This window comes from Micromonospora sp. NPDC049230, assembly GCF_040647875.1.
Lineage (GTDB): Bacteria > Actinomycetota > Actinomycetes > Mycobacteriales > Micromonosporaceae > Micromonospora.
Genome location: NZ_JBEZCZ010000027.1, coordinates 84,485 through 105,742 on the forward strand (window position 1 = coordinate 84,485; position 21,258 = coordinate 105,742).

The window sequence follows — 21,258 nt, forward strand, 5'->3', positions numbered from 1 at the left end:
TCAACGAGAACGGCCGACGCGGTTGAGTCGACGGGGCCCCGTGGCCTCGGGTGGTGCGGAAAGCGCCAACGTTCCCTGCGTTGGACCCTTATCCGACGAACCTGCACGGCGTCGGTCCGAGCACGGCGACAAGACTCCGATATAGCCGACAGCGACTAGACCAGGACCTCGCGACCGAGGGCCTTCGCGTACTGCTTCGCCCAGCGCTTCGCCGACCTCGCAACATCGACTTCCTGCCCGCCGGGCAGCAGCAGCGTCCCGGACCCTAGCTTTTCCTGGATCTCAGCTTCGAGTTCGGTCGCTCCCAGGTCGCGAGCAAGGATCAGTGCTTGGACGAGTCGCGCGGGATAGTTGGCCAAGGGAAGCCAGGTGGTCAGGCTCCCTCGTCGCACGTTCAATTCCGAGGCGAGCAGTTGGGCGAGATCGAGACGGTCCACAACAAACCCTCGGGCAATCCCGATGCCATCGCGCAAGAATTGCTCGACAGATTCGACGGATTCGTTCGTGGTTGGCCAATCGATGGCATCATCTACCGCGGGGTCGATCGCGACCGTCAGGCTGCCAAAGCTGGACAACGCCGGGCCGAGCTTGAGGTCGCCAACGAAAATGTGCCAGCCAAGCCGGCCATCGGGGCGTCGCTCCAGCATCGCCACCAGCGCCAGCTCATCCGAAGACCACATAGCGCGTCCCTTGCGATCCACCGTCGCTGCTTCTGGGATCACACCAATGGCCATGCCAATCTTCAGAATGTGACCTACCGAAATTTGCTTAGCCATGCGCGCTGACCATTTCAGCCATCGGAACGGACTTTTTGGCACCGCCGTGAGGCGGAATGTGACGTCCCCGCTGCTCCTAGCTGAAGCGCTCGGTCGTCACCGGTATCAGACCGTGCTGTCGCAGGACGCTCGTCAGGTCGGACACTGTCGTACCCACCGCGTCGTCGGCGGCGGTGCCCAGCAGGACTGTCACGTCGAGAGCCCAGCCACGAGTGTGGCCGACCCGCCGCAGCTCCCAGCTGAACCGGTCGGCGTCCGTCTCCAGGTGGCCGCTCGCGGCTGATGTGCTGGTGGCGTCAACCGGCGTACGCCAGCTCGCCCGGAGGTTCGCCACCTGGTCCGGGTGGAGATCCTTGGCAAAGAGGACGCGGTAGACGCGTCGCTCGTGGCAGCCGGCCGGCGGTTGGGCGGGGCCGAGTCGCAGTGGCGCGGCGGTCGGGATCGGCTGGTGGGCGAGGAAGTACGAGCGCAGCACCGCCTCGTCGGGCAGTTGCCCGCCGTCGAGAGCGCGGTAGTGACCCTCGGCCTCGGTGCGAGAGGTGGGCACCACCCGCGCCAGTGTGTCCGGGTCGGTGCGGATGCCCCGGCTGAGCGAGGCGGAACTCCACCAGCCGGTGGTCGGTGTCCAGCCCGCGCTGTCCAGGCCCGTGCTGACGTGGTCGTGCTCACGGGTGAACTCCTCGACGACGAGCCCTCCGGCCGCGCTGGTGGGGTCGGGGTCGTCGGGTCGAGGCAGGATCAGGTAGTAGTCCAACGAGGACCGAGACTGGTTCGCCGCGGTGACCGCTTGACGAGGCGCGGTGTGCACGGGGTTGGCAGCCATCTGTGACATCTTTCGTCGTGCTTCCGTCGCGGACCTGGCCACCGTAGCGCCTGGCGGCCGTCACCACCTGGCGGCCAGGCGCGCTCGGCCGCCGTGGTGCCTGGCGGTCGGGCAGTGCCCGACCGCCAGGCGGCAACGGGTCAGGACCGGGTGAGCTTGACGGTCGAGGTGTCGGTCACGAAGACGTACTCGTCGTAGGGGATGTCGTAACCGAGGGCCCGGGTGATGGCCTCGGCCAGGCCCTTGGCGAACGGGGTGGTGCCGGTCGGGACGGCTGCGGCCGTCCACGGGACTGCGCTGCCCGGGGTGCAGGTCACCTGGGTGGAGAAGCTGCCACGAACAAGCACCTTCCTGACGATCTGCGTGACAGTGCCGTCCAGCGACACCGAGACGGGCTGATTGCAGGTCACAGTGCCGTGTAGAACCGCGTTGCCGTTCACCCGGTGGGCGATGCCGTCGGTCGCCACGGCGAGGGAGATTGTCAGCCGCTCGGGCGGCGGCGGGTTGGCGATGTGCACCTCGCCGCGAGCAGCAGCCGTCGCGCCGTTGCAGTACTGCTCGAAGGTGGCGTCGAAGGTCCGCAGGTAGCCCTTGTGGCCGAACACCGCGTTGATGATCGTGAAGGTGCCGGTGGCGTCGTCGCAGCCCCGCCCGTTGCCGGACAGGTCGAGGCCGGGGCCGGCCCCGTTGTACGGGTATCGGTTCGTTGTCTGGTAGGTGCCCGGAGCCAGTGCCGCGCTGCCGGGTGCGTCGAAGGTGAGGGACCACTGGTCGCCGTTGTAGCCGCTGATGCTGACCGACACGCGGCTGCTGTCGAGCGGGCTGTCCACCTTGAGTTGGTCGCCGTCGATCGTGGAGTACGAGTAGGAGTCGCCACCGGTGATGTAGTCGCCGGGGTCGCCGCTGAAGGAAACCGAACCGGACTCCACGGTCTGCGCCTGTGCGGGTGCCGTCAGGGCCAACCCGGCCGATACGCCCACTATCGACAGGGCGGCCGCGAGTGCCGCCTTACGCCAGGATCCTTGCATCCCGTTCCTCTCTGAAGCGAGACAGCCGCACTGGCGGTTGCCTGGCGGTTACTGTCCGCCAATTACGGCACGGATCGATGGTCATATTCGGCCGGTGCGACAGATCGCACAACGGAGACAAGCCACCCGTACGGCCCGAATCCGTCCGGCGGTCGAGGGTCCGGCGATCAGCATCCGGGTCTCGACGAGAGGAGCCCAGATGGTCCTGTACGACTTCACCGACAATCCGCTGCGCGCACGTCGGCTGCTGGTCCGGGGGTCGCTCGGCGAGCTGGTGGACGACCGGGTCGTCCGCCTGGTCGACCCGGAAACGCCAGTGGAGTCGTCCCTGCTGCGCAGCCAGACCGGACTCGATCTGAACCTGGAGGGGCTCGACCTGAAGCACATCAGCTTCGACGGCGTCCTGGTCCATCGCAACCCGTTCGTCGCCAGTGGAATGTCCGACGACGACATCGCGGTCGCGGACATCGTCGCGCGCACCGGTGCGTGGGCGCGCGACGAGGGTCCGGCGCCGTACCCCCTGGCCGAGGCGTGTCAGGACCATCTGACCGGCCTCGCCATCGAGGAATCGGTACGCACCGGCGGGCCGGTCGTCACCGCTGCTCGACCGGGGGCGCGAAAGTTCCGCTGATTCTTTCCCCGACGCGCTGCAACCGTGTGGCCCGGTCGCGTGTGTCACAGGCAGGAATCGGCGCTCGGGATCATCCGGGCTGATACGGGGAGAAGAGATGACACACACCGCTCGACGCCGGACGTTGACCGGCATCACCACCGCCGGACTGCTGGCCGCCTCTCTCGGCGTCGCTGTCGCCACCCCGGCGACCGCCGCGCCCAGGCCCACGACCTTCGGCACCTGCAAGATCAGCACACTGCCGTACCCGGCCGACACCTATCGTGCCGACGCGAACGCCATCGACCCGACGGGCCGCTTCGTCGCCGGCTCGGCCCTGCGGAAGGAGGGCACCGACAACCACTACCTGCTGCTGTTCTGGGACGGGGATCGGCTCACCGAGGTCGAGGCTCCGAGCGTGGCGACCCCCGCCGACGTCAACGCCGACGGCGTCGTGATCGGCAACGGTTGGGGCGGGAACGGCCCGGGCCAGCCGTGGCGGCGGTACCGCGAGGGCACTGTCGAGCTGCTGCCGGTGGTGCCGTCCTTCACGGGTGTCTCCGTCACCGCCATCAACAAGGCCGGCGACATCGTCGGCCTCGGCACGGACGTCAACACCGGGGAGTACGTCGGGCTGCGCTGGCCGGCCACCCGGCCGGGCACCGTCGAGGTGCTCGACGCCCCGGCCAACGCCCAGCCGAAGGGGATCACGGACAACGGGACCATCGTCGGTTCCGCCGGTGAATTCGCGGCCTGGACCAGTTGGGTCCGCCGACCGAACGGCCGGTACGACGCACTGACGGTCCCCGGCGCGCAGACGGCCCAGGTCAACACGGCGGCGGGTCACTGGGCGATCGGCCATGTCGACCTGAACGGCAGCTGGGACAAGGTGCGGTGGAACCTCCGGGACGGCTCGTACACGATGCTCGACCAGCAGCTGGAGTGGCTGGGCGACGTCAACGCGAAGGGTGTCGTGGTGGGTGGTGACCGGGTCGCCCGCAGCGCTATCTCCCGGGTGCTGCCGGGCGGCGGCGACCGGGTGACCATCGGCGCCCGGTCCATCTCGGACACGGGCACCATCGTCGGGTTCCGCAACGCGGAGCGAGTCACCCCGGTGCGCTGGACGGGCTGCTGACGTCGGAGGCAACTGACATTGAGGGCGGGCACCCGTACGGGTGCCCGCCCTCCGCTCGTGCGGTCGCCCCGCGCCCGCGTTACGACTTCCAGCCGGTGGTGCCGATCGCGTTGGTCTTGGCGTCGTCGTCCTGTTTGGTGCTGACGACCGCCGCCACGATCCCACCCGCGCAGCAGAGCAGGGTGAGCACCGCCGTGGTGATCGCGACGACAACGGCGGTTCGCTTGGAGGCGTTCGTCTGCGCCGTCGCCGGTGCGACGAGCGGATAGCCCGGCAGACCGGTCACCGGGAACGGGCGGCCGGTGCCCGGGTGCCCACCGCCAGTCGTCGGATACGCGGCGCCCGAGAACGGCGGCTGCGTTGTCGCCACAAAAGACGAACCCTGGTGCGACTGTTGGCGGTGGTGCGGCCCGACGGGGGGCTGGGGGTGGGTCACCGTACTCCTTGACGCCTCGGTACGTGCGGTTCCGGGAACCCCGCCGACGCTACCGTGCGTGGCCGGCGGCCGGGCCGTCGCGCCGAGCGCCCCGGGCTCAGCGCCGAGCGCCCCGGGCTCAGCGCGGAGGGAGCACCGCGGCGGTGCGGACGAGCCCGTCGGCGACGACGAAGCGACCGCTGATCGTCGACGGTGGGTCGTCGACCTGCGCCTCGGCGATCCGGGCCGGCGCGATCCGGGCCGTGAAGGTGCCCGCGTCCGGGTCGATGTCGAGCCGGGCGTCCTGGAAATCCAACCAGCTCCCGACGACCGGATGCCAGACCTTGTAGACGGTCTCCTTCGCGCTGAACAGCACCACCGGCCAGAAGATGTCGCTGGGCAACCGCGCGAGGCTGGCCTCCTCCTCGGGCAGCAGCACGAGTCTGCGTACTCCCGGGCTTATCTCGCGGTGTTGTTCGGCGTCCATTCCGACGGACCGGATGTCGCTGACGTGCGCCGCCGCGGCGGCGCAGTAGCCTGCGGTGTGGGTGATGGTGCCGACCACCCCCGCAGGCCAGACCGGCGCGCGGTCGGCGGCCGGCACGGCTGTCGGTGGCAGGCCGAGGCCGGTCAGAGCCCTGCGGGCGCAGACCCGCCCGGCGGTGAAGTCCCTCCGACGGGTCGGCACTGCCTGGTCGCTGAGACACGCCTGCTCGGCGGCGAGCAGCTCGCCGACCCAGTCGTCCGGGCCGGCGACGGCCACCGCGACAGTCGGCGGCAACAGGTCACGCATCGCGCTGGCTTACCCGTCGGTAGGAATGGAGCATCGGGTCAAGCGTCAAATTTCCGACTCCCACAACCGGAGAAGGTACCGCAAGGATGTATCACCGGAGGGCCGCGCATCGCCCTCTCTGATGGCTTCGGGGGGACGACCATCGAACCCTGGCCGGGCACGGCTGCCGGCCAGTCCCGTGGACATCTGGAAGGACGTGCGATGACCGATGGTGCTGAACGGCCGGGCGTGCGGGCCGATGATCATGCCCCGAAGACGCCCTGCTGGAGCTGCGGCTCCTGCGGCGACGAATGGCCGTGCGCGACGAAACGCAGCCGGCTGCTGGCCGAGTACGGCAGTGACCGGGCGATGCTCAGCGTCTATCTGGGCTCGTGCCTCGCCGCCGCCAGCGAGGATCTGCGCGCCGCCCCGGTGATGTCACTCCAGACCCGGTTCATCGGCTGGCTGCCACGCGGTCGCCGGCGCGCCTAGGGCGTGTGTCAAAGCCTCGGTCGAGCTGGGCCCGCCGCAGGCCGGCCAGGGGTTTGACACACGCCCTGTGCCGCTGGTGGCCCCACCGTCGGGTAGGGCCACCAGCGGAGCCGGGCGTCGTTCAGCGACGACGGGGCCGTCGGGTCACCGCGAAACCGCACACACCGGCCACCGCGGCGAGCACGCCGCCGATGCCGGTCCAGACCCAGCGCGAGCCGAGGTCCGGCAACCAGTCCGCGAGCGGGTCGCTCTCGTCGTCGGCTTCCGGGTCGACAGGGGGTACGGCGTTGAGCACGGTGCCCGCCTTGGTGTTCGGCACCAGCGGTGCGGCCAACTCACCGTCGTCGGCCGAGGAACCCCGGTCGGCGATGGTGCCGACCAGCAGGTCCACGTCGATCGGCGCACCCAGATCCGGCTCCGGCAGATCGATCACGGAGAGCCGGACGACGTACGTGCCGGGCAGCGGGTCGGCCGACCAGGGCTCGGCCCACGGCCGTACCTCGCGCAGCGTGCAGCCCAGCGTCACGCTCGTCGCCTTGGCGTCCACAGTCGGGGTCTGCGCGCCGGCGGTGCACGCCTGGCGACGCCGCAACCCGTCGAAGACGTCGACGGTCCAGGTGGAGGGGCCGCTGCGTCCCTTCGGGAAGGTGACGGTGGCGGTGACCTCCCGCACCTGACCGGCGGTCGCCGGCAACGACCAGTAGAGGTGGTCGCCGATCGACGCGTCCACCCGCACCGGTTGCCCGGCGGAGATCGGGGTGGCGCCGAGGAACGACGTACCGGCCCGGTTCACCGGTGTGGCTCCGGGGGAGGGGGTCGGTGCGGCGAGGGCAGTGGCAGGGAGCAGCGCGGCTCCGCCGGCGGCGAGCAGCGCCGCCAGCGACCGCAGCAGTGGGGTACGCATCAGTTCTCCCTCCAGGTGGCGACCCACCAGCGGGTGAGCAGGCCGGCGAGTAGACCGGTGAGCAGCCCGGCGACGGTGAGCAGGGCGAGCAGCACCCAACCCCGGCCGAGGTCCGGTCCGTCCGGCGCGGGGGCGGCGGCGACCACGTCGACTGTCAACTCCACGGGCATGCCCGGGGTCGCCGCGGTGCCGGGGCGCGGGGCGAACGAGTTGCTCACCACCAGGCAGACGGTGGTGGGTTCGGCGACCGGGTTGGCGGTCTCCTCGGCCTGCGCGGCATCCTCGTCGTCGGCGGTGGCGGACCAGCGCAACCCGGCGGAGAGCACGTCGGCCCGCCCGCTTCCGGCGTCCGCGCCGCGGACCAGTTCCCGGCCGTCCGCCGCGGTGGCCCGCAGCAACACCCCGTAGTCCCGGTTCACGGGCCGGTCCAGCGCCATGCTGACCGACGCGCGCAGCTCCTGGCCGGGGCGTACCGGCACCCGGTAGTAGCGGTGCTCGGAGAACGCCTCCCGGTCGGCGTAGACGCCGGGGGCGAGTAGTGGCGCCGAGTCGCAGGCGTTCGCGCCGCCGACGACCGTCGGTGCCCGGGTGTGGGTGTCACCGGCCCGCTCGACGAGCTGCTTGATCCGGCCGGTCAGCTCCTCGGCGCTCTGGGCGGCGGTGTAGGTGCCGCCGGTCGCGCTGGCGATGCAGAGCAGTTGCCGCCGGACCTTCTCGTCGGGGGCCAGGCCGAGGGTGTCGACGACCAGGCTGGTGCCCTGGGCGGCCAGCTCCCGGGCCACCTCGCACGGGTCCGGCGGGGCGCAGGTGTCCTCGCCGTCGGTGATCAGCACGATCCGCCGGGTGGTGGCACCGGTGCCCAGGTCCTGGGCGGCCGAGCGCAGCGCGAGGCCGACAGGCGTGAACCCGGTCGGCCGCAGTGTCGCCACCGCGGCCTTGGCAGCGGGACGGTCCACCGGACCGACCGGCACGATCTGCTGGGTGTCCTGGCAGCCGACCTTCTTGTCCTGACCGCGGTAGGTCGCCCCGAGCACCCGGATGCCGAGCTGGGTCTCCCCCGGCAGCGCGTCCACGACCTCGTTGAAGGCCTGCTGTGCGACCGAGATCCGACTGCGTCCGTCGATGTCGGCGGCCCGCATCGAGCCGCTGACGTCGAGCACGAGCTCGACCCGGGGAGGCTCCGGCGCCTGTTCCTCGTCTGCCTGCGCCGGGACCGGCCCGGTCAGCGCGGTGGTCGCCAACAGTCCGAGAAGGACAGCCGCCGATCGTCTGAAGTTGATCACGGCCCGCAGTGTAGTGAGATCCACTTTGGATGATCACTGGGGTGGGTGTGGGTTCCAGTCCGGTCGGTCCCGCCCGAGGCGACGGCCACCACTGGCCGATCGACTTCGCGCTCTGGGTCCACGCCGGGTCACCCTCGGTCAACTGCCCGATGGCAAGCATTGGTTCGGGCGCCATCGGTCAGAAATCTGACTTAAGTTGACCCGTTGTGCCGGTGGTGCCCGGTGGTTAAGCTCTTCATGCGCGCCCCAATCGCCCGCTTCCCCCGTGGCAGGCGATCGGGGCGCGCGTCTATGGCAGAAGGGCCCGCACGCTTCGGCGTGCGGGCCCTTCTCCGTCGCGCTGTGCGGCGCGTCGCCTGTCGGTGCTTATATCCACCGACCGTCGAGCCACATCCGCGACAACCAGTCCGCGTACGGGATGTTCTTGCCCACGAAGATCGGATAGAAGTACGCGAAGCAGAGCCCGACCAGCAGCACGTACGCCCCGGCCGCGACGCTGCCCACCAGTCGGCGTTCGTAAGCCGGCTCGCCGGGCACCAGCGGCGTCACGGTGCCCACGTCACCCCCGGCGGGAGCGATCATCGCGCCCAGCACGTAGACCACGGCCAGCACCAGGAAGGGCAGCGCCGGAGCGGTGTAGAACGAGAACATCGTCCGGCCGTCGAGCGCGAACCAGAACCACGGCAGCAGCCCGGCGGCCACGCTGAGCAGGATCGCGCCGGCCCGCCAGTCACGCCGGGCCAACCCCAGCCAGGCCAGCGCCGCCAGGGCGGGCAGGAACGACCACCAGAGCAGCGGGGTGCCCAGCAGCAGGATCTCGGAGGCACAGGACGGCGCGCCGCAGCCGACGTCACCGGACCAGTGGAACGCGACCGGGCGGCCGAGCAACAACCACTGCCACGGCCACGACTGGTATTTGTGCGCGTCGTCGAGCTGGGCATGGAAGCCGTACGCCGCCCGGTGGTACTCGAAGAGGTTGATCAGTGGGCCGATCACCGGGCGGTCACTGAGATGGGCGGCCGGGTAGGCCGACGCGAGCCGGTAGTAGCCGTCGTCGGTGATCAGCCAACCCGACCAGGTGGCGAGATAGGTGCCGATCATGAGCACACCGGCCAGCAGCAGCCAGGGCAGCTCGTCCAGCAGGGCGTCCCGCCAGGGTCGGCGGGTCCCCGCCGAGCGGCGGACGCCGACCTCCCAGAGGAGGACCAGCAGCGCGAAGGCCGGGACGAAATACAGTGCGCTCCACTTCACCGCGCAGGCGCACCCGATCAGGACCCCGGCGGCCAGCCGCCACCACGGCCAGGTGCGCCAACCGGTCGGCGGGCGCCCGGCCCGGCCCGGCTGGCTCGGGTCGAGCCCGTCGTCGAGTGCCCGCGCCCAGCGGCGCCGCCGGGCGTCCCGGTCGAGCACCAACGCGCCGAACGCGGCCAGCACGAAGAACAGCAGGAAGATGTCGAGCAGCGCCGTGCGGGACAGCACCAGGTGGAAGCCGTCCAGGGCGAGCAGCAGGCCGGCCGCGCAGCCGAGCACCGTCGAGCGGAACAACCGCCGACCGATGCGGACCAGCAGCAACACCGACAGGGTGCCGATCACGGCCGCCGAGAACCGCCAGCCGAGCTCCGGTGCGGCGGTGACCAGGTGCCCGGGAACGGAGACCTTCGAGTCGGCGTCCTGGTAGCCGAAGGCCCACTCGCCGAGGCCGATCAGCCACTTGCCCAGCGGCGGGTGCACGACGTACGACGGGCCGTTGTCCTTGTAGTTCCATTCGACGCCCCGGCTGATCAGCCCGTAGCCGTCCTTGGCGTAGTACGTCTCGTCGAAGATCTTGCCCTTGATGTTCGTCAACCCGACGAAACGCAGGATCGCCGCGATGGCCACCACCACCGCTGTGGCCGCCCAGGAGAACCGGTCCAGTTGGGTGTCGACGGTGGCGAACCGTCGCCGGATCTTCTCGGGCGCACCGCCGGCGCCGGCGGGCGGTGCCATCGGCTCCTGGTTGGGGCTGGGCTCGCCCGTCACCTCGACCATCTTGGCAGGATCGGCGCTCGGGCTCTGCGCTGTCGACGCACTCGTCACCCGGCGATCGTAGGCTGCCAAGGTGCTCGGTGGCGCCCGTCGTCCCCGATACCGGTATCAACTGTCGATGAAGGAGACGAATTCGTGGGTGAAATGTCCGAAGCTGGGCGCCTGATCCTGCTCGGTGCCCCGCTCGGCAACCCCGCCGACGCCTCGGCCCGGTTCCGGGAGGTGCTCCTCAGCGCCGACGTGGTGGCGGCCGAGGACACTCGCCGGCTCACCCGGCTGGCCCGCGATCTCGACATCACCGTCGGCGGTCGAATCGTCTCCTACTTCGAGGGCAACGAGGAACGGCGTACGCCCGAGCTGGTCGAGGTCATCCTCGGCGGGTACGTGGTGGCCCTGGTGACCGACGGGGGGATGCCGAGCGTCTCCGACCCCGGCTACCGGCTGGTCCGGGCCGCGTTGGACGTCGGTGCGCCGGTCACCGTCGCTCCCGGGCCGAGCGCGGTCACCACCGCGCTGGCGGTGTCCGGGCTGCCCTGCGACAGGTTCTGCTTCGAGGGCTTCCTGCCCCGCACTCCCGGCGCCCGCCGATCCCGGCTGCGCGCGCTCGCCGCCGAGGAGCGCACGCTCGTCTTCTTCGAAGCGCCGCACCGGATCGGCGCGGCGCTCACCGACCTGGCCGACACGTTCGGCGCGGAACGGCCGGCCGCGCTCTGCCGCGAGCTCACCAAGACCTACGAGGAGGTGCTCCGCCGTCCCCTCGGCGAGCTGGCCCGGTGGGCCACCGAGGGAGACCCGCGCGGTGAGATCACCCTGGTCGTGGCCGGGGCACCGGTGACCGCCCCGGAACGCCCCGACGACGACAACCTGCGCGCGGCGGTCGCCGAGCGGGAGGCCGCCGGCCGGTCGCGCCGCGACGCCATCACCGACGTCGCCACCGAGTACGCGCTGCGCCGCCGGGACGTCTACACGATCGTGCACAGCTGACCGAGGCTCCCGAGTCGCGCGGGGCCCCCGGGCTCACCAGGCGGCGGCCAGGAAACCGACGGTGATCAGCGTCGGCCCGGCGACGGCGACGGCCACGGCCCAGCGGCGGTGCCGGCGGCCGGGCAGCCGCGCCGACCCGGTCCACCGCACGATGCCGACGGTGCAGCCCAGCATCACCAGCAGGCCGGGCAGCCAGCGCAGGTGTCGGCCCACTCCGGTGTCCGCGTACGCGGTGCCGCCGTCGGGGCCGGTCATCCGCGCCGACAACGGCGTACCCGTGGCGTCCCCTCCGGCGGGCACGCCGCCGACCCGCACACCGTGTGCGACGAACCGGCCGTCCTCGGCCGTGAAGATCCCCCGGCACCGCTGGGTGAGCCCGCCGCCGGTGCAGTCGGTGATCACCACAGTGCCCGGCCGGGCGTGCCCGACCGCGAGCCAGAACGGGCCGGCGCTGACCCACGCGAAGAAGGCCGTGACCAGTGTCAGTGCCACCAGCGCGGCGAGTCCGGGCAGCGGATCCGGCGGTGGGACGGCACGGCCGGGTGCCCGGCGCCCCGCCGGTCGTGAGCCGCGGTCGCGCTCCGGTGGCGGATCCTCCCGGACCGGGGTGCCGTCCCAGTGCACCTGCTCGATCGGGGCCCAGAAGGCGCCGTCGTCGTCCGGCGGGTCGCTGTCGGGCTGGCGGCCCCGGTGCCGGCGGCTCTGCTGCCGGACGGGCACGCGACTCGGCACGGCGTCCACCGGCGCCCCGGTGGTCGGCTCCACCTCGACGGCCTCCGAGGCGGGTGCCGTGCCGGTGGCCGTGCCGACCGGGGGGCCCGCTGGACCGGGTCGGGCTGGGCTGGGCACCGGTGCGGCCGGGGTCGGACGGACCGGAGTGGGCGTCGGCGCTGCCGGCGTGGGGCGGGCTGGTGGACCGGCCCTGCCCGCCGGTGTGGGGCGCTGCGCACCGGGGTCGACGCCGGGCACCAGCCGGGGTTGCGGCGCGACCCCGGCACCGCGGGGCGGGGCAGGCTCGCTGCCGGGATCGCCGCCGACCGCCGCGCCGCTGGGACGGTCCTCGTGGTCCCACGCCGCTCGTCTGCCAGTCACGAGGTTCATTGCACACCGACCGGGAGGGCGGAACGGGCAGTTGAGCCGCGTGTCGGCGACAAATCGGACCAAAGGCCGGGGTGGTTGGTCCGGTCCGCCGGCCGGGCACCCCCTATTGGTTCGCGGACGCCCCGGCCGGGTCACTAGGCTTGCTGCTCATGAGTCACGTTCTCGCGGCAGTGGCCTGGCCGTACGCCAACGGCCCCCGCCACATCGGCCACGTCTCCGGTTTCGGCGTTCCCTCCGACGTCTTCGCCCGGTACATGCGGATGGCCGGCCACGACGTGCTCATGGTCTCCGGCACCGACGAGCACGGCACCCCGATCCAGGTGCAGGCCGACGCCGACGGGGTGACCCCGCGCGAGCTGGCCGACCGGTACAACAGGGTGATCGTCGAGGACCTGCACGGCCTCGGCCTCTCCTACGACCTGTTCACCCGCACCACCACCCGCAACCACTACGCCGTGGTGCAGGAGTTGTTCGAGGGGATGTACCGCAACGGCTACATCGTGCCGAAGACCACCATGGGCGCGATCTCGCCGTCCACCGGGCGCACCCTGCCCGACCGCTACATCGAGGGCACCTGCCCGATCTGCGGGTACGACAGCGCCCGCGGCGACCAGTGCGACAACTGCGGCAACCAGCTCGACCCGATCGACCTGATCGACCCGAAGTCGCGGATCAACGGGGAGACTCCGAAGTTCGTCGAGACCGAGCACTTCTTCCTGGACCTGCCCGCCCTGGCCGAGGTGCTGCGGCAGTGGCTGGACACCAGGGACGGGTGGCGGCCCAACGTGCTGCGGTTCTCCCGCAACCTGCTCGACGACCTCCAGCCCCGGGCGATCACCCGTGACCTGGAGTGGGGCGTGCCGATCCCGCTGGACGGCTGGCGCGACCGGCCGGACAAGCGGATCTACGTCTGGTTCGACGCGGTGATCGGCTACCTGTCCGCCTCCATCGAGTGGGCCCGCCGCTCCGGCGACCCGGAGGCGTGGCGAAAGTGGTGGTCCGCCGACGGGGAGGGCAAGGACGCCCGCTCCTACTACTTCATGGGCAAGGACAACATCGTCTTCCACTCGGTGATCTGGCCGGCGCTGCTCTCCGGATACTCCGGAGAGGGCTCCCGCGACGGTGAGCCGGGCGAGCTGGGCCGGCTCAACCTGCCCACCGAGGTGGTCTCCAGCGAATACCTGACCATGGAGGGGCGCAAGTTCTCCTCGTCCCGCAAGGTGGTCATCTACGTCCGCGACTTCCTGGAGCGCTACGACGCCGACGCGCTGCGCTACTTCATCGCCGCCGCCGGCCCGGAGAGCAACGACACCGACTTCACCTGGGCCGAGTTCCTGCGCCGCAACAACGACGAGCTGGTCGCCGGCTGGGGCAACCTGGTCAACAGGTGCGTCTCGATGGCGGCGAAGAACTTCGGCGTGATCCCGCCGGTCGACCCGGCCGGGCTCACCGAGGCCGACGCGGCGCTGCTCGCGGTGGCCCGCACCGGCTTCACGACTGTCGGTGACCTGATCGGCCGGCACCGGCAGAAGCAGGCCATCGGCGAGGCCATGAAGGTGGTCGCCGAGGCCAACAGGTACCTGTCCGAGCAGGCGCCGTGGAAGCTCAAGGACGAGGCGGACAAGCCCCGGATGGGCACCATCCTGCACGTCGCCCTCCAGGTGATCAGCGACGCCAACACGCTGCTCACCCCGTTCCTGCCGCACTCCGCGCAGCAGGTGCACGAGCTGCTCGGCGGCACCGGCGTACACGCGCCGATGCCGGTCATCGAGCAGGTCGACGACCTCGACGGTGGCCCGTCGTACCCGGTGCTGACCGGGGACTACACGGTCGGCGCGCGCTGGGAGTCGGTGTCGATCGAGGCGGGCCGGCCGCTGGCCGCGCCGAAACCGGTGTTCCGCAAGCTCGACCCGTCGATCGTCGACGAGGAGTTGGCCCGGCTGGCCGACTGAACGCCCGACGCCCCGGGCGGCAGGGCATCCTGCCGCCCCAGGGGTCGTCACATCGCGTACCGGGTGTCCATCACCTGGTCGTCGGTGACCTCGGCGCCCGGTGCCCAGGCCTCGTAGACGCCACGTTCGTGGCACTGCGCGCCGGTCGTCAGCACCGCGTCCGGGTTCGGGTGGCGCAGCCGCACCCGCAACCAACCGGCCTCCTCCCGCAGCACCAGGCACGGCACACCCCGCCACCTGGCGAACCGGACCCGGCGGGCCACCGCACTGACCGGGTAACGGGCCGCCCGGGTCATCGCCAACACCCGGAACCCGCCGGGCAGGTCGGCCACCGCCTCGTACTCGGTGTCGCCGTAGAGCCCCACCAACTGGGTGGAGCGCGGCGCGTCGGCGTTCGGCACGTACTCCTGGTCCGGGGAGAGGCCCGGCACCGCGGCCAGCAGGTGCCGCCACTGCGGGCCCACCATCCGCAGCCACCCGCGCTGCTCGGCCTGGTAGGTGTAGAGCACCACCTCTTCCCCCTGGGCCGGGTAGGCGAGCAGTGTGGCGTTCGCCGGCATCGGCAGGTCGGCGAAGTCGCGGGTGACGAACTCCGGGATGAGCTGCGCGTTACTCGGCACGAAGCCCGTACCCAGCACCGGCGCACCGAGCCGGTCCCGGGCGGCCAACGCGCTCAGACCGAGGTGCGCCTCGCCCGCGGGCACGTCGTAGTCGCCCGGGTCGGACGCCCGCCAGCGCAACGCGTACGCCACCTCCGGGCCGTCCCGGCCGACCTCACCGTCGGTGCGCAGCACCGCCGTCGTCGCCGGCGTACGCAGATGCGCCACGTCGTGTTCGCGGTAGCAGAAGCCGTGCGGCAGCCAGCCCCGCAGGTACCCGGCGACCTGCTGGGCGGAGAGCACCTTCACCATCCGGGTGCCGCGCCGCACCACCGCCGACGCCCGTGCCGCGGTCAGCGTCGGGTCCCCCGCGGCGGCCGGCTGCTGGCTGAGCTGGTGCAGGTACGCCCAACCCCGCTCGCGGTGTGCAGGCACCATCAGCGGTGTCTCCGGCTCGTCGGAGGGCTCGCCGGCGCCGTGCACCGCTGTCACCTCGGTGACGTGCGCGAACCGCCGCCACGGCAGGGCGCTGCCCGGTCGGGGCGCCCACTCGAAGCCGGCCACCTCGTCGGCGCTGAACAGCTCGTACGCGGCGCCTCTGGCGATCTCCTCGGCCGGGTAGACGCCACCGCCGAACGCCACGTGCAGCCCGGTGCGTTCGCCGGCGGCCCCTCCGGCCTGGGGGGTGACGCTCACGCCACAGCCTCGCTCCGCTCGGCAGCGGCGTGAGACGCCATGCTGCTGCGCCTCATGGTTCGCTCGCTGCGCTCGCTCACGCGGCGACGGTAGAGTCGCGCGGCGTAGTCGAGGTGAACGTCGGGTGGCGGGCGGATGGACAGGCCCGGTGTGTGATGCTGTCGCTGATGAGCGAGCCCACTGAATTCCGTCGTGAGCGTGCCGCCCGGCGGGCCGGAGAGTTTCCGCCCGCCCCCGAGCCGCTGCCCCGGCCGGTGCTGGACAGCCACACCCACCTGGACATCACGGTCAGTGAGGCGGGTGTGCCAGGTGGCGGGCCGGCCGACGACCCGGTCGCCGTGGCGATCGCGTTGGCCACCACTGTCGGCGTGGACCGGCTGGTCCAAGTGGGGGTGGATGTCGCCTCCTCGCGCTGGGGCGCGGACATCGCCGAGGCGTATCCCGCCGTGCTGGCCACCGTGGCGCTGCACCCCAACGAGGCGCCCCGGCTGACCGACCTCGACGAGGCGCTGCGGGAGATCGAGTCCCTCGCCGCCCGCGACCGGGTCCGGGGGATCGGCGAGACCGGAATGGACTTCTTCCGCACGGGCGACGAGGGGCGTGCCGCGCAGGAGGCGAGCTTCCGGGCGCACATCGCCATCGCCAAGCGGTACGGCAGGACGCTCGTCATCCACGACCGGGACGCGCACGCCGACGTGCTGCGGATCCTCGACGACGAGGGTGCCCCGGACACTGTGGTGCTGCACTGCTTCTCCGGTGACGCCGAGTTCGCCCGCGAGTGCGTTCGTCGGGATTACCTGCTCAGCTTCGCCGGCACCGTCACCTTCGGCAGCGCCGCCGCGTTGCGCGAGGCCGCCGCACTCACCCCGGTGGACCAGATCCTGGTGGAGACCGACGCCCCGTACCTCACGCCGACGCCGCACCGGGGCCGGCCGAACGCGTCGTACCTGATCCCGCTCACCGTCCGCGCGCTCGCCGCGACCACCGGCACCGACCTGGACGAGCTGTGCGCGGCCATCTCCGCCACCGGTGACCGGGCCTTCGGCCCGTGGTGAGCCCGGCCCGACGGTCGGCACCGACCCCGTCGCTAGGCTGCCCGGCATGACCGGTCTCCTCGGCCCGGCGGAGATCCGGGAGCTGGCCGCCCGGCTGGGCGTCGCGCCCACCAAGAAGCTGGGCCAGAACTTCGTGCACGATCCGAACACGGTGCGCCGGATCGTCACCGCCGCCGGCCTGACCCCCGACGACGTGGCCCTGGAGGTCGGCCCCGGTCTCGGTTCGCTGACCCTGGGGTTGTTGCCGGTCGCCGGGCACGTGCACGCGGTGGAGATCGACCCGGTGCTCGCCGGGGCGCTCCCGGAGACCGTCGCCCGGCACGCCGGCACGGACGCCGACCGGCTCACCGTGCACCGCGCCGACGCGCTGCGCGTCGACGCCGCCGAGCTGGCCGACCCGCCACCCACCGCGCTCGTCGCGAACCTGCCCTACAACGTGGCGGTGCCTGTGGTGCTGCACCTGCTCGCCGTGCTGCCCACCCTGCGGCACGGCCTGGTGATGGTGCAGAAGGAGGTCGCCGACCGGCTCGTCGCCGGTCCCGGCTCCAAGGTGTACGGCATCCCGTCGGTCAAGCTCGCCTGGTACGCCCAGGCCCGAAGCGCCGGCAAGGTGCCGCCGAACGTGTTCTGGCCGGTGCCCAACGTCGACTCCGGTTTGGTCGCCTTCACCTGCCACGAACCGCCCCGCACCGACGTACCCCGAGAGCAGGTCTTCGCCGTGGTCGACGCGGCGTTCGCGCAGCGCCGCAAGACGCTGCGCGCCGCCTTGGCCGGCTGGGCCGGTGGTCCGGACCGGGCCGCCGCCGCGCTCACCGCGGCCGGTGTCGACCCCGGCGCCCGGGGGGAGTCGCTGACCGTCGAGCAGTTCGCCGCCATCGCCGCGTCGGCTCCGGCCGGTACGCGGGCCGCGAAGTAGGCTGACGCCGTGCCCGCCGAGGACGCCGAGGAGCTGATCGTGGCCAAGCCGTTCGACATCCGCCTGCGCGTGCGGGACATCACCCAGTGACCGAGGCCTGGCGACCGGACGACGAGGACGAGCGACGCGGTGCCATCGGGCCGGTGAAGGTCCGGGTGCCCGCGAAGGTCAACCTGCACCTCGGGGTGGGCCCGCTGCGCCGGGACGGCTACCACGAGCTGAACACCGTCTACCACGCCATCTCGATCTACGACGAGCTGACGGCCCGCCGGGGCGACACGCTCGCCCTGACCATGGAGGGCGAGGGCACCGGCGAGTTGGCGCTCGACGACACCAACCTGGTGATCCGGGCCGCGCATGCCCTCGCCGGGTACGCGGGCGTGCTGCCACACGCCCGACTGCACCTGCGCAAGCAGATTCCGCTCGCCGGTGGGCTGGCCGGTGGCAGCGCCGACGCGGCAGCCGCCCTGGTGGCCTGCGACGCACTCTGGGGCACCGGGCTGTCCCGCGACGAGCTGGCCGAGATCGCGGGCGACCTCGGCTCCGACGTGCCGTTCCTGATCTACGGCGGCACCGCGCTGGGCACCGGCCGGGGCGAGGCGGTCAGCCCGGTGCTGGTCCGCCCCACCTCCTGGCACTGGGTGGTGGCGATCGCCGACGGCGGCCTGTCCACCCCGGCCGCGTACCGGGAGCTGGACCGGCTGCGCGACTCCGGTGCCGCCGGTGCCCCGCTGGGCAGCACCGACGCGTTGCTGGGCGCGCTGCGCCAACGCGACCCCCGGGTGCTGGCCCGGACGCTCGGCAACGACCTCCAGGACGCCGCGTTGGCCATGCGCCCGGCGCTTGCCGACACCCTCAAGGCCGGCGAGGCGGCCGGCGCGCTCACCGGCATCGTCTCCGGCTCCGGGCCGACCTGCGTGTTCCTCGCCGCCGACGCGGCCGACGCGGAGCGGATCGCCGCCGAGCTGACCGCTGCTGGTGTGTGCCGTCAGGCCCGGGTCGCGCACGGTCCGGTCGCCGGCGCTCGCGTCGGCTGACCGCACCTCCCGGCGGGCCGGTGGGCGCGCGGCACGGGCAGCGCGGGCGTCCGCGTACCCTTGGGTCAGGCGTCCAGGTGCCCGCCGGCACCCGGACGCCTTGATCATGAAGGGTGGAACGTGGCGAACATCGTCAATCTGGACCGGGTGTCCAAGGGGTACGGCGCGGCAGGGCGGCTGCTCACGGACGTCTCGCTCGGCCTGGACGACGCCGACCGGATCGGCGTGGTCGGTCTCAACGGCGCCGGCAAGTCCACCCTGCTGCGGCTGCTCACCAAGCAGGAGGACCCCGACGACGGCCGGGTCACCCACCGCCGTGACCTGCGCGTGCTCTGGCTGCCCCAGCAGCTCACCCTCGCTCCCGACGCCACCGTCCGGGATGTGGTGCTCGGCACCGCCTGGCTGGCCGAGGGCATGGGCGCCGAGCACGAGTGGGCCGGCGACGCCGGGGTGCGGGCCATCCTCGACGGCCTCGGCATGCCGCACCTCGGCCTGGACCAACCGGTCGGCCCGATGTCCGGTGGTGAACGGCGCCGGGTGGCGCTCGCGGCGCTGCTCGTGCGCGACTCCGACCTGCTCATCCTCGACGAGCCCACCAACCACCTCGACGTCGGCGGTGTCGACTGGCTGGCCCGGCACCTGGTCGGGCGCAAGGGCGCCCTGGTCGTGGTCACCCACGACAGGTGGTTCCTGGACGCGGTCTGCACCAACACCTGGGAGGTCGCCGACCAGACCGTCCGCGCCTACGAGGGTGGTTTCGCCGCCTGGACCCTCGCCCGCGCCGAACGCGAACGCGTCGCCGCCGCGACCGAGGCCCGCCGGCAGAACCTGCTCCGCAAGGAGATCGCCTGGCTGCGCCGTGGGCCGCCGGCCCGGACCTCCAAGCCGCAGTTCCGCATCGACGCCGCGAACGCGCTGATCGCCGACGTGCCGCCGGCGCGCGACACCATGTCGCTACAGCGCATGGCCACCTCCCGGCTCGGCAAGCAGGTGTACGACCTGGAGAACGTCGAGCTGCACGCCGGCCCCAAGGAGATCCTGCGCGACGTCACCTGGCTGGTCGGCCCCGGTGACCGGATCGCCATCCTCGGCGCCAACGGCGCCGGCAAGACCACGCTGTTGCGGATGCTGGCCGGCATCACCCGCCCCGACGGCGGTCGTCTCGGCACCGGCTCCACGGTGCGGCCCGCGTTCCTCTCCCAGGAGCTCAGCGAGCTGCCCGGGCACCTGCGGGTGCTCGAAGCCGTCGAGGAGGTCGCCCGTCGGGTCCAGCTCGGCGACCGGGAGGTCTCCGCCGCGCAGCTCGCCGAGGTGTTCGGCTTCGACGACCGCCGGCTCTGGACCCCGGTCAGCGACCTCTCCGGTGGGGAACGGCGCCGGTTGCAGATGCTGCGGTTGCTGGCCGGCGAGCCCAACGTGCTGCTCTTCGACGAGCCCACGAACGACCTGGACACCGACACCCTCGCCGCGCTGGAAGACCTGCTCGACTCGTGGCCGGGCACGATCATCGTGGCGAGCCACGACCGCTACCTCATCGAGCGGGTCACCGACACGGCGTACGGGATGTTCGGCGACGGCCGGCTGGTGCACCTGCCCGGCGGTGTGGACGAATACCTCGCCCGGACCGCGGAACGGGCGGGCCTTCCTCGGGCGGGCGGCACGTCGTCCTCCGCGCCCGCCGCCTCGGGAGGCGGCATGTCCGCCGCCGAGGTGCGCCAGGCCCGCAAGGAGCTGACCCGGCTGGAACGGCAGCTCGGCAAGCTCGACCAGCGCGAGACCACGCTGCTCGACCAACTCGCCGCGGACGCCACCGACTACGCCCGGGTAGCCGAGCTGGACACCCAGCTCAAGGATCTGCGCGCCGAGCGGGAGCGGATCGAGGAGACCTGGATGACGCTCGCCGAGGAGCTTCCGGAGAGCTGACCGGGCCGGACGCACCGGTCCGGGGGCCGTGTGCGGCGTCACACCGCCACATGCGGGACAATCGTCGGCGACACCTACCCCACGGCGTTGGAGACTCAGACATGGCCCACACCCCCGTCAACCACCCCGCGCGGCCGATCTACCGGGCGATCGGCGGGCTGACCGGTCTGTACCTGGTGGTCTTCGGTGTGCTCGGCATCATCGCGAGCACCGGCAACGAGATCCTCGCCCAGGACGACACCCGGGTCCTCGGCCAGGGCACGAACCTCGGCTTCGGTCTGCTCAGCGTGCTGCTCGGGCTCGTCGTGCTGGTCGGCACCGCGCTCGGCCGCAACATCGACGTGGCGATCAACCAGTGGCTGTCGTACGCCCTGATGGTGATCAGCCTGGCCAGCCTCGCCTTCATCCGGACCGACGCCAACGTCCTCAACTTCAGCATCGTCACGGTCATCGTCGTGATGACCGTCGCCCTGGTGCTGCTGATGGTCGGCATGTACGGCAAGGTCGGTTCGGAGGAGGAGGCGGAGGCTTTCCAGAAGGCTCGGCTCGTTCTCTGAGCTTGTTCTTGGTTGCGGCCGTGGGTTTTCGCCGGAGCCCGAGCTGCTCCGGGCGGTCAGGCTTGATCCCTGCGCAGCTCGGGCTCCGCACCGAAGCGGACAGCAGGCCACTGGCACCAGGTAGGAGCGGCTCGGCGGGAGTTGGTGGCGGCCACGCGTCCCGCGCGGTAACCGC

Annotated in this window: 20 protein-coding genes; 10 read left to right on the top strand and 10 right to left on the bottom strand. The window is 71.9% G+C overall.

Going from position 1 to position 21,258, the window contains the following annotated elements; genetic code table 11:
* Nucleotides 1–155 precede the first annotated feature (155 nt).
* The 3 genes from AB0A95_RS22195 to AB0A95_RS22205 form a co-directional block, all read right to left on the bottom strand.
* On the bottom strand, nucleotides 156–776 hold the full coding sequence (locus AB0A95_RS22195) for a hypothetical protein (protein ID WP_357557651.1): 621 nt from the start codon (nucleotides 774–776) through the stop codon (nucleotides 156–158).
* A 76-nt stretch (nucleotides 777–852) separates the two neighbouring features.
* Nucleotides 853–1,599, bottom strand: coding sequence for a hypothetical protein (locus AB0A95_RS22200; protein WP_357557652.1), 747 nt, complete (start codon nucleotides 1,597–1,599; stop codon nucleotides 853–855).
* 140 nt (nucleotides 1,600–1,739) lie between these two features.
* Nucleotides 1,740–2,627 (bottom strand): hypothetical protein, encoded by an 888-nt coding sequence (locus tag AB0A95_RS22205; RefSeq protein WP_357557653.1) that lies wholly within the window; start codon nucleotides 2,625–2,627, stop codon nucleotides 1,740–1,742.
* Nucleotides 2,628–2,826: 199 nt separating this feature from the next.
* Between AB0A95_RS22205 and AB0A95_RS22210 the strand changes: the two genes are divergently transcribed.
* Complete coding sequence (locus AB0A95_RS22210; protein ID WP_357557654.1) at nucleotides 2,827–3,258, top strand: hypothetical protein; 432 nt, start codon at nucleotides 2,827–2,829, stop codon at nucleotides 3,256–3,258.
* Nucleotides 3,259–3,355: 97 nt separating this feature from the next.
* Nucleotides 3,356–4,372: a hypothetical protein gene (locus AB0A95_RS22215; RefSeq protein WP_357557655.1), complete on the top strand. Its 1,017-nt coding sequence runs from the start codon at nucleotides 3,356–3,358 to the stop codon at nucleotides 4,370–4,372.
* Between the two features lie 79 nt (nucleotides 4,373–4,451).
* On the opposite strand, the gene AB0A95_RS22220 is transcribed toward AB0A95_RS22215, so the two are convergent.
* Together AB0A95_RS22220 and AB0A95_RS22225 are read right to left on the bottom strand one after the other, a co-directional pair.
* On the bottom strand, nucleotides 4,452–4,742 hold the full coding sequence (locus tag AB0A95_RS22220) for a hypothetical protein (RefSeq protein ID WP_357557656.1): 291 nt from the start codon (nucleotides 4,740–4,742) through the stop codon (nucleotides 4,452–4,454).
* Between the two features lie 184 nt (nucleotides 4,743–4,926).
* On the bottom strand, nucleotides 4,927–5,580 hold the full coding sequence (locus AB0A95_RS22225) for a 4'-phosphopantetheinyl transferase superfamily protein (RefSeq protein WP_357557657.1): 654 nt from the start codon (nucleotides 5,578–5,580) through the stop codon (nucleotides 4,927–4,929).
* Between the two features lie 201 nt (nucleotides 5,581–5,781).
* On the opposite strand from AB0A95_RS22225, the gene AB0A95_RS22230 reads away from it, so the two are divergent.
* Nucleotides 5,782–6,051 carry a hypothetical protein gene (locus AB0A95_RS22230; protein ID WP_357557658.1) on the top strand — a complete coding sequence of 90 codons (270 nt, stop codon included), beginning with the start codon at nucleotides 5,782–5,784 and terminating at the stop codon, nucleotides 6,049–6,051.
* Nucleotides 6,052–6,172: 121 nt separating this feature from the next.
* On the opposite strand, the gene AB0A95_RS22235 is transcribed toward AB0A95_RS22230, so the two are convergent.
* The 3 genes from AB0A95_RS22235 to AB0A95_RS22245 form a co-directional block, all read right to left on the bottom strand.
* Complete coding sequence (locus tag AB0A95_RS22235; protein ID WP_357557659.1) at nucleotides 6,173–6,955, bottom strand: peptidase; 783 nt, start codon at nucleotides 6,953–6,955, stop codon at nucleotides 6,173–6,175.
* Nucleotides 6,955–8,238 (bottom strand): VWA domain-containing protein, encoded by a 1,284-nt coding sequence (locus AB0A95_RS22240; protein WP_357557660.1) that lies wholly within the window; start codon nucleotides 8,236–8,238, stop codon nucleotides 6,955–6,957. Before AB0A95_RS22240 ends, AB0A95_RS22235 begins: the two co-directional genes overlap by 1 nt.
* 366 nt (nucleotides 8,239–8,604) lie before the next feature.
* Nucleotides 8,605–10,224 carry a phospholipid carrier-dependent glycosyltransferase gene (locus AB0A95_RS22245; RefSeq protein WP_357557675.1) on the bottom strand — a complete coding sequence of 540 codons (1,620 nt, stop codon included), beginning with the start codon at nucleotides 10,222–10,224 and terminating at the stop codon, nucleotides 8,605–8,607.
* A gap of 174 nt (nucleotides 10,225–10,398) precedes the next feature.
* Here AB0A95_RS22245 and rsmI point away from each other — a divergent pair, with 174 nt between their 5' ends.
* Complete coding sequence (gene rsmI, locus AB0A95_RS22250; RefSeq protein WP_357557661.1) at nucleotides 10,399–11,247, top strand: 16S rRNA (cytidine(1402)-2'-O)-methyltransferase; 849 nt, start codon at nucleotides 10,399–10,401, stop codon at nucleotides 11,245–11,247.
* Nucleotides 11,248–11,280: 33 nt separating this feature from the next.
* Here the strand turns inward: rsmI and AB0A95_RS22255 are convergent, their stop codons facing one another.
* Nucleotides 11,281–12,339 carry a hypothetical protein gene (locus AB0A95_RS22255; protein WP_357557662.1) on the bottom strand — a complete coding sequence of 353 codons (1,059 nt, stop codon included), beginning with the start codon at nucleotides 12,337–12,339 and terminating at the stop codon, nucleotides 11,281–11,283.
* Nucleotides 12,340–12,497: 158 nt separating this feature from the next.
* On the opposite strand from AB0A95_RS22255, the gene metG reads away from it, so the two are divergent.
* Entirely contained in the window at nucleotides 12,498–14,300 is a 1,803-nt protein-coding gene (gene metG, locus AB0A95_RS22260) for a methionine--tRNA ligase (protein WP_357557663.1), read from the top strand.
* A 47-nt stretch (nucleotides 14,301–14,347) separates the two neighbouring features.
* Here metG and AB0A95_RS22265 read toward each other — a convergent pair whose 3' ends face one another.
* On the bottom strand, nucleotides 14,348–15,595 hold the full coding sequence (locus AB0A95_RS22265) for a hypothetical protein (RefSeq protein WP_357557664.1): 1,248 nt from the start codon (nucleotides 15,593–15,595) through the stop codon (nucleotides 14,348–14,350).
* Nucleotides 15,596–15,750: 155 nt separating this feature from the next.
* Here AB0A95_RS22265 and AB0A95_RS22270 point away from each other — a divergent pair, with 155 nt between their 5' ends.
* The 5 genes from AB0A95_RS22270 (at nucleotide 15,751) to AB0A95_RS22290 (ending at nucleotide 21,083) form a co-directional block, all read left to right on the top strand.
* Complete coding sequence (locus AB0A95_RS22270) at nucleotides 15,751–16,650, top strand: TatD family hydrolase (protein ID WP_357557665.1); 900 nt, start codon at nucleotides 15,751–15,753, stop codon at nucleotides 16,648–16,650.
* Nucleotides 16,651–16,696: 46 nt separating this feature from the next.
* Nucleotides 16,697–17,566 (top strand): 16S rRNA (adenine(1518)-N(6)/adenine(1519)-N(6))-dimethyltransferase RsmA, encoded by an 870-nt coding sequence (gene rsmA / locus AB0A95_RS22275; protein ID WP_357557666.1) that lies wholly within the window; start codon nucleotides 16,697–16,699, stop codon nucleotides 17,564–17,566.
* A gap of 86 nt (nucleotides 17,567–17,652) precedes the next feature.
* On the top strand, nucleotides 17,653–18,603 hold the full coding sequence (locus AB0A95_RS22280) for a 4-(cytidine 5'-diphospho)-2-C-methyl-D-erythritol kinase (protein WP_357557667.1): 951 nt from the start codon (nucleotides 17,653–17,655) through the stop codon (nucleotides 18,601–18,603).
* A gap of 120 nt (nucleotides 18,604–18,723) precedes the next feature.
* Entirely contained in the window at nucleotides 18,724–20,526 is a 1,803-nt protein-coding gene (locus tag AB0A95_RS22285) for an ABC-F family ATP-binding cassette domain-containing protein (protein WP_357557668.1), read from the top strand.
* Between the two features lie 101 nt (nucleotides 20,527–20,627).
* Nucleotides 20,628–21,083: a DUF4383 domain-containing protein gene (locus AB0A95_RS22290; protein WP_357557669.1), complete on the top strand. Its 456-nt coding sequence runs from the start codon at nucleotides 20,628–20,630 to the stop codon at nucleotides 21,081–21,083.
* Nucleotides 21,084–21,258: the final 175 nt, after the last annotated feature.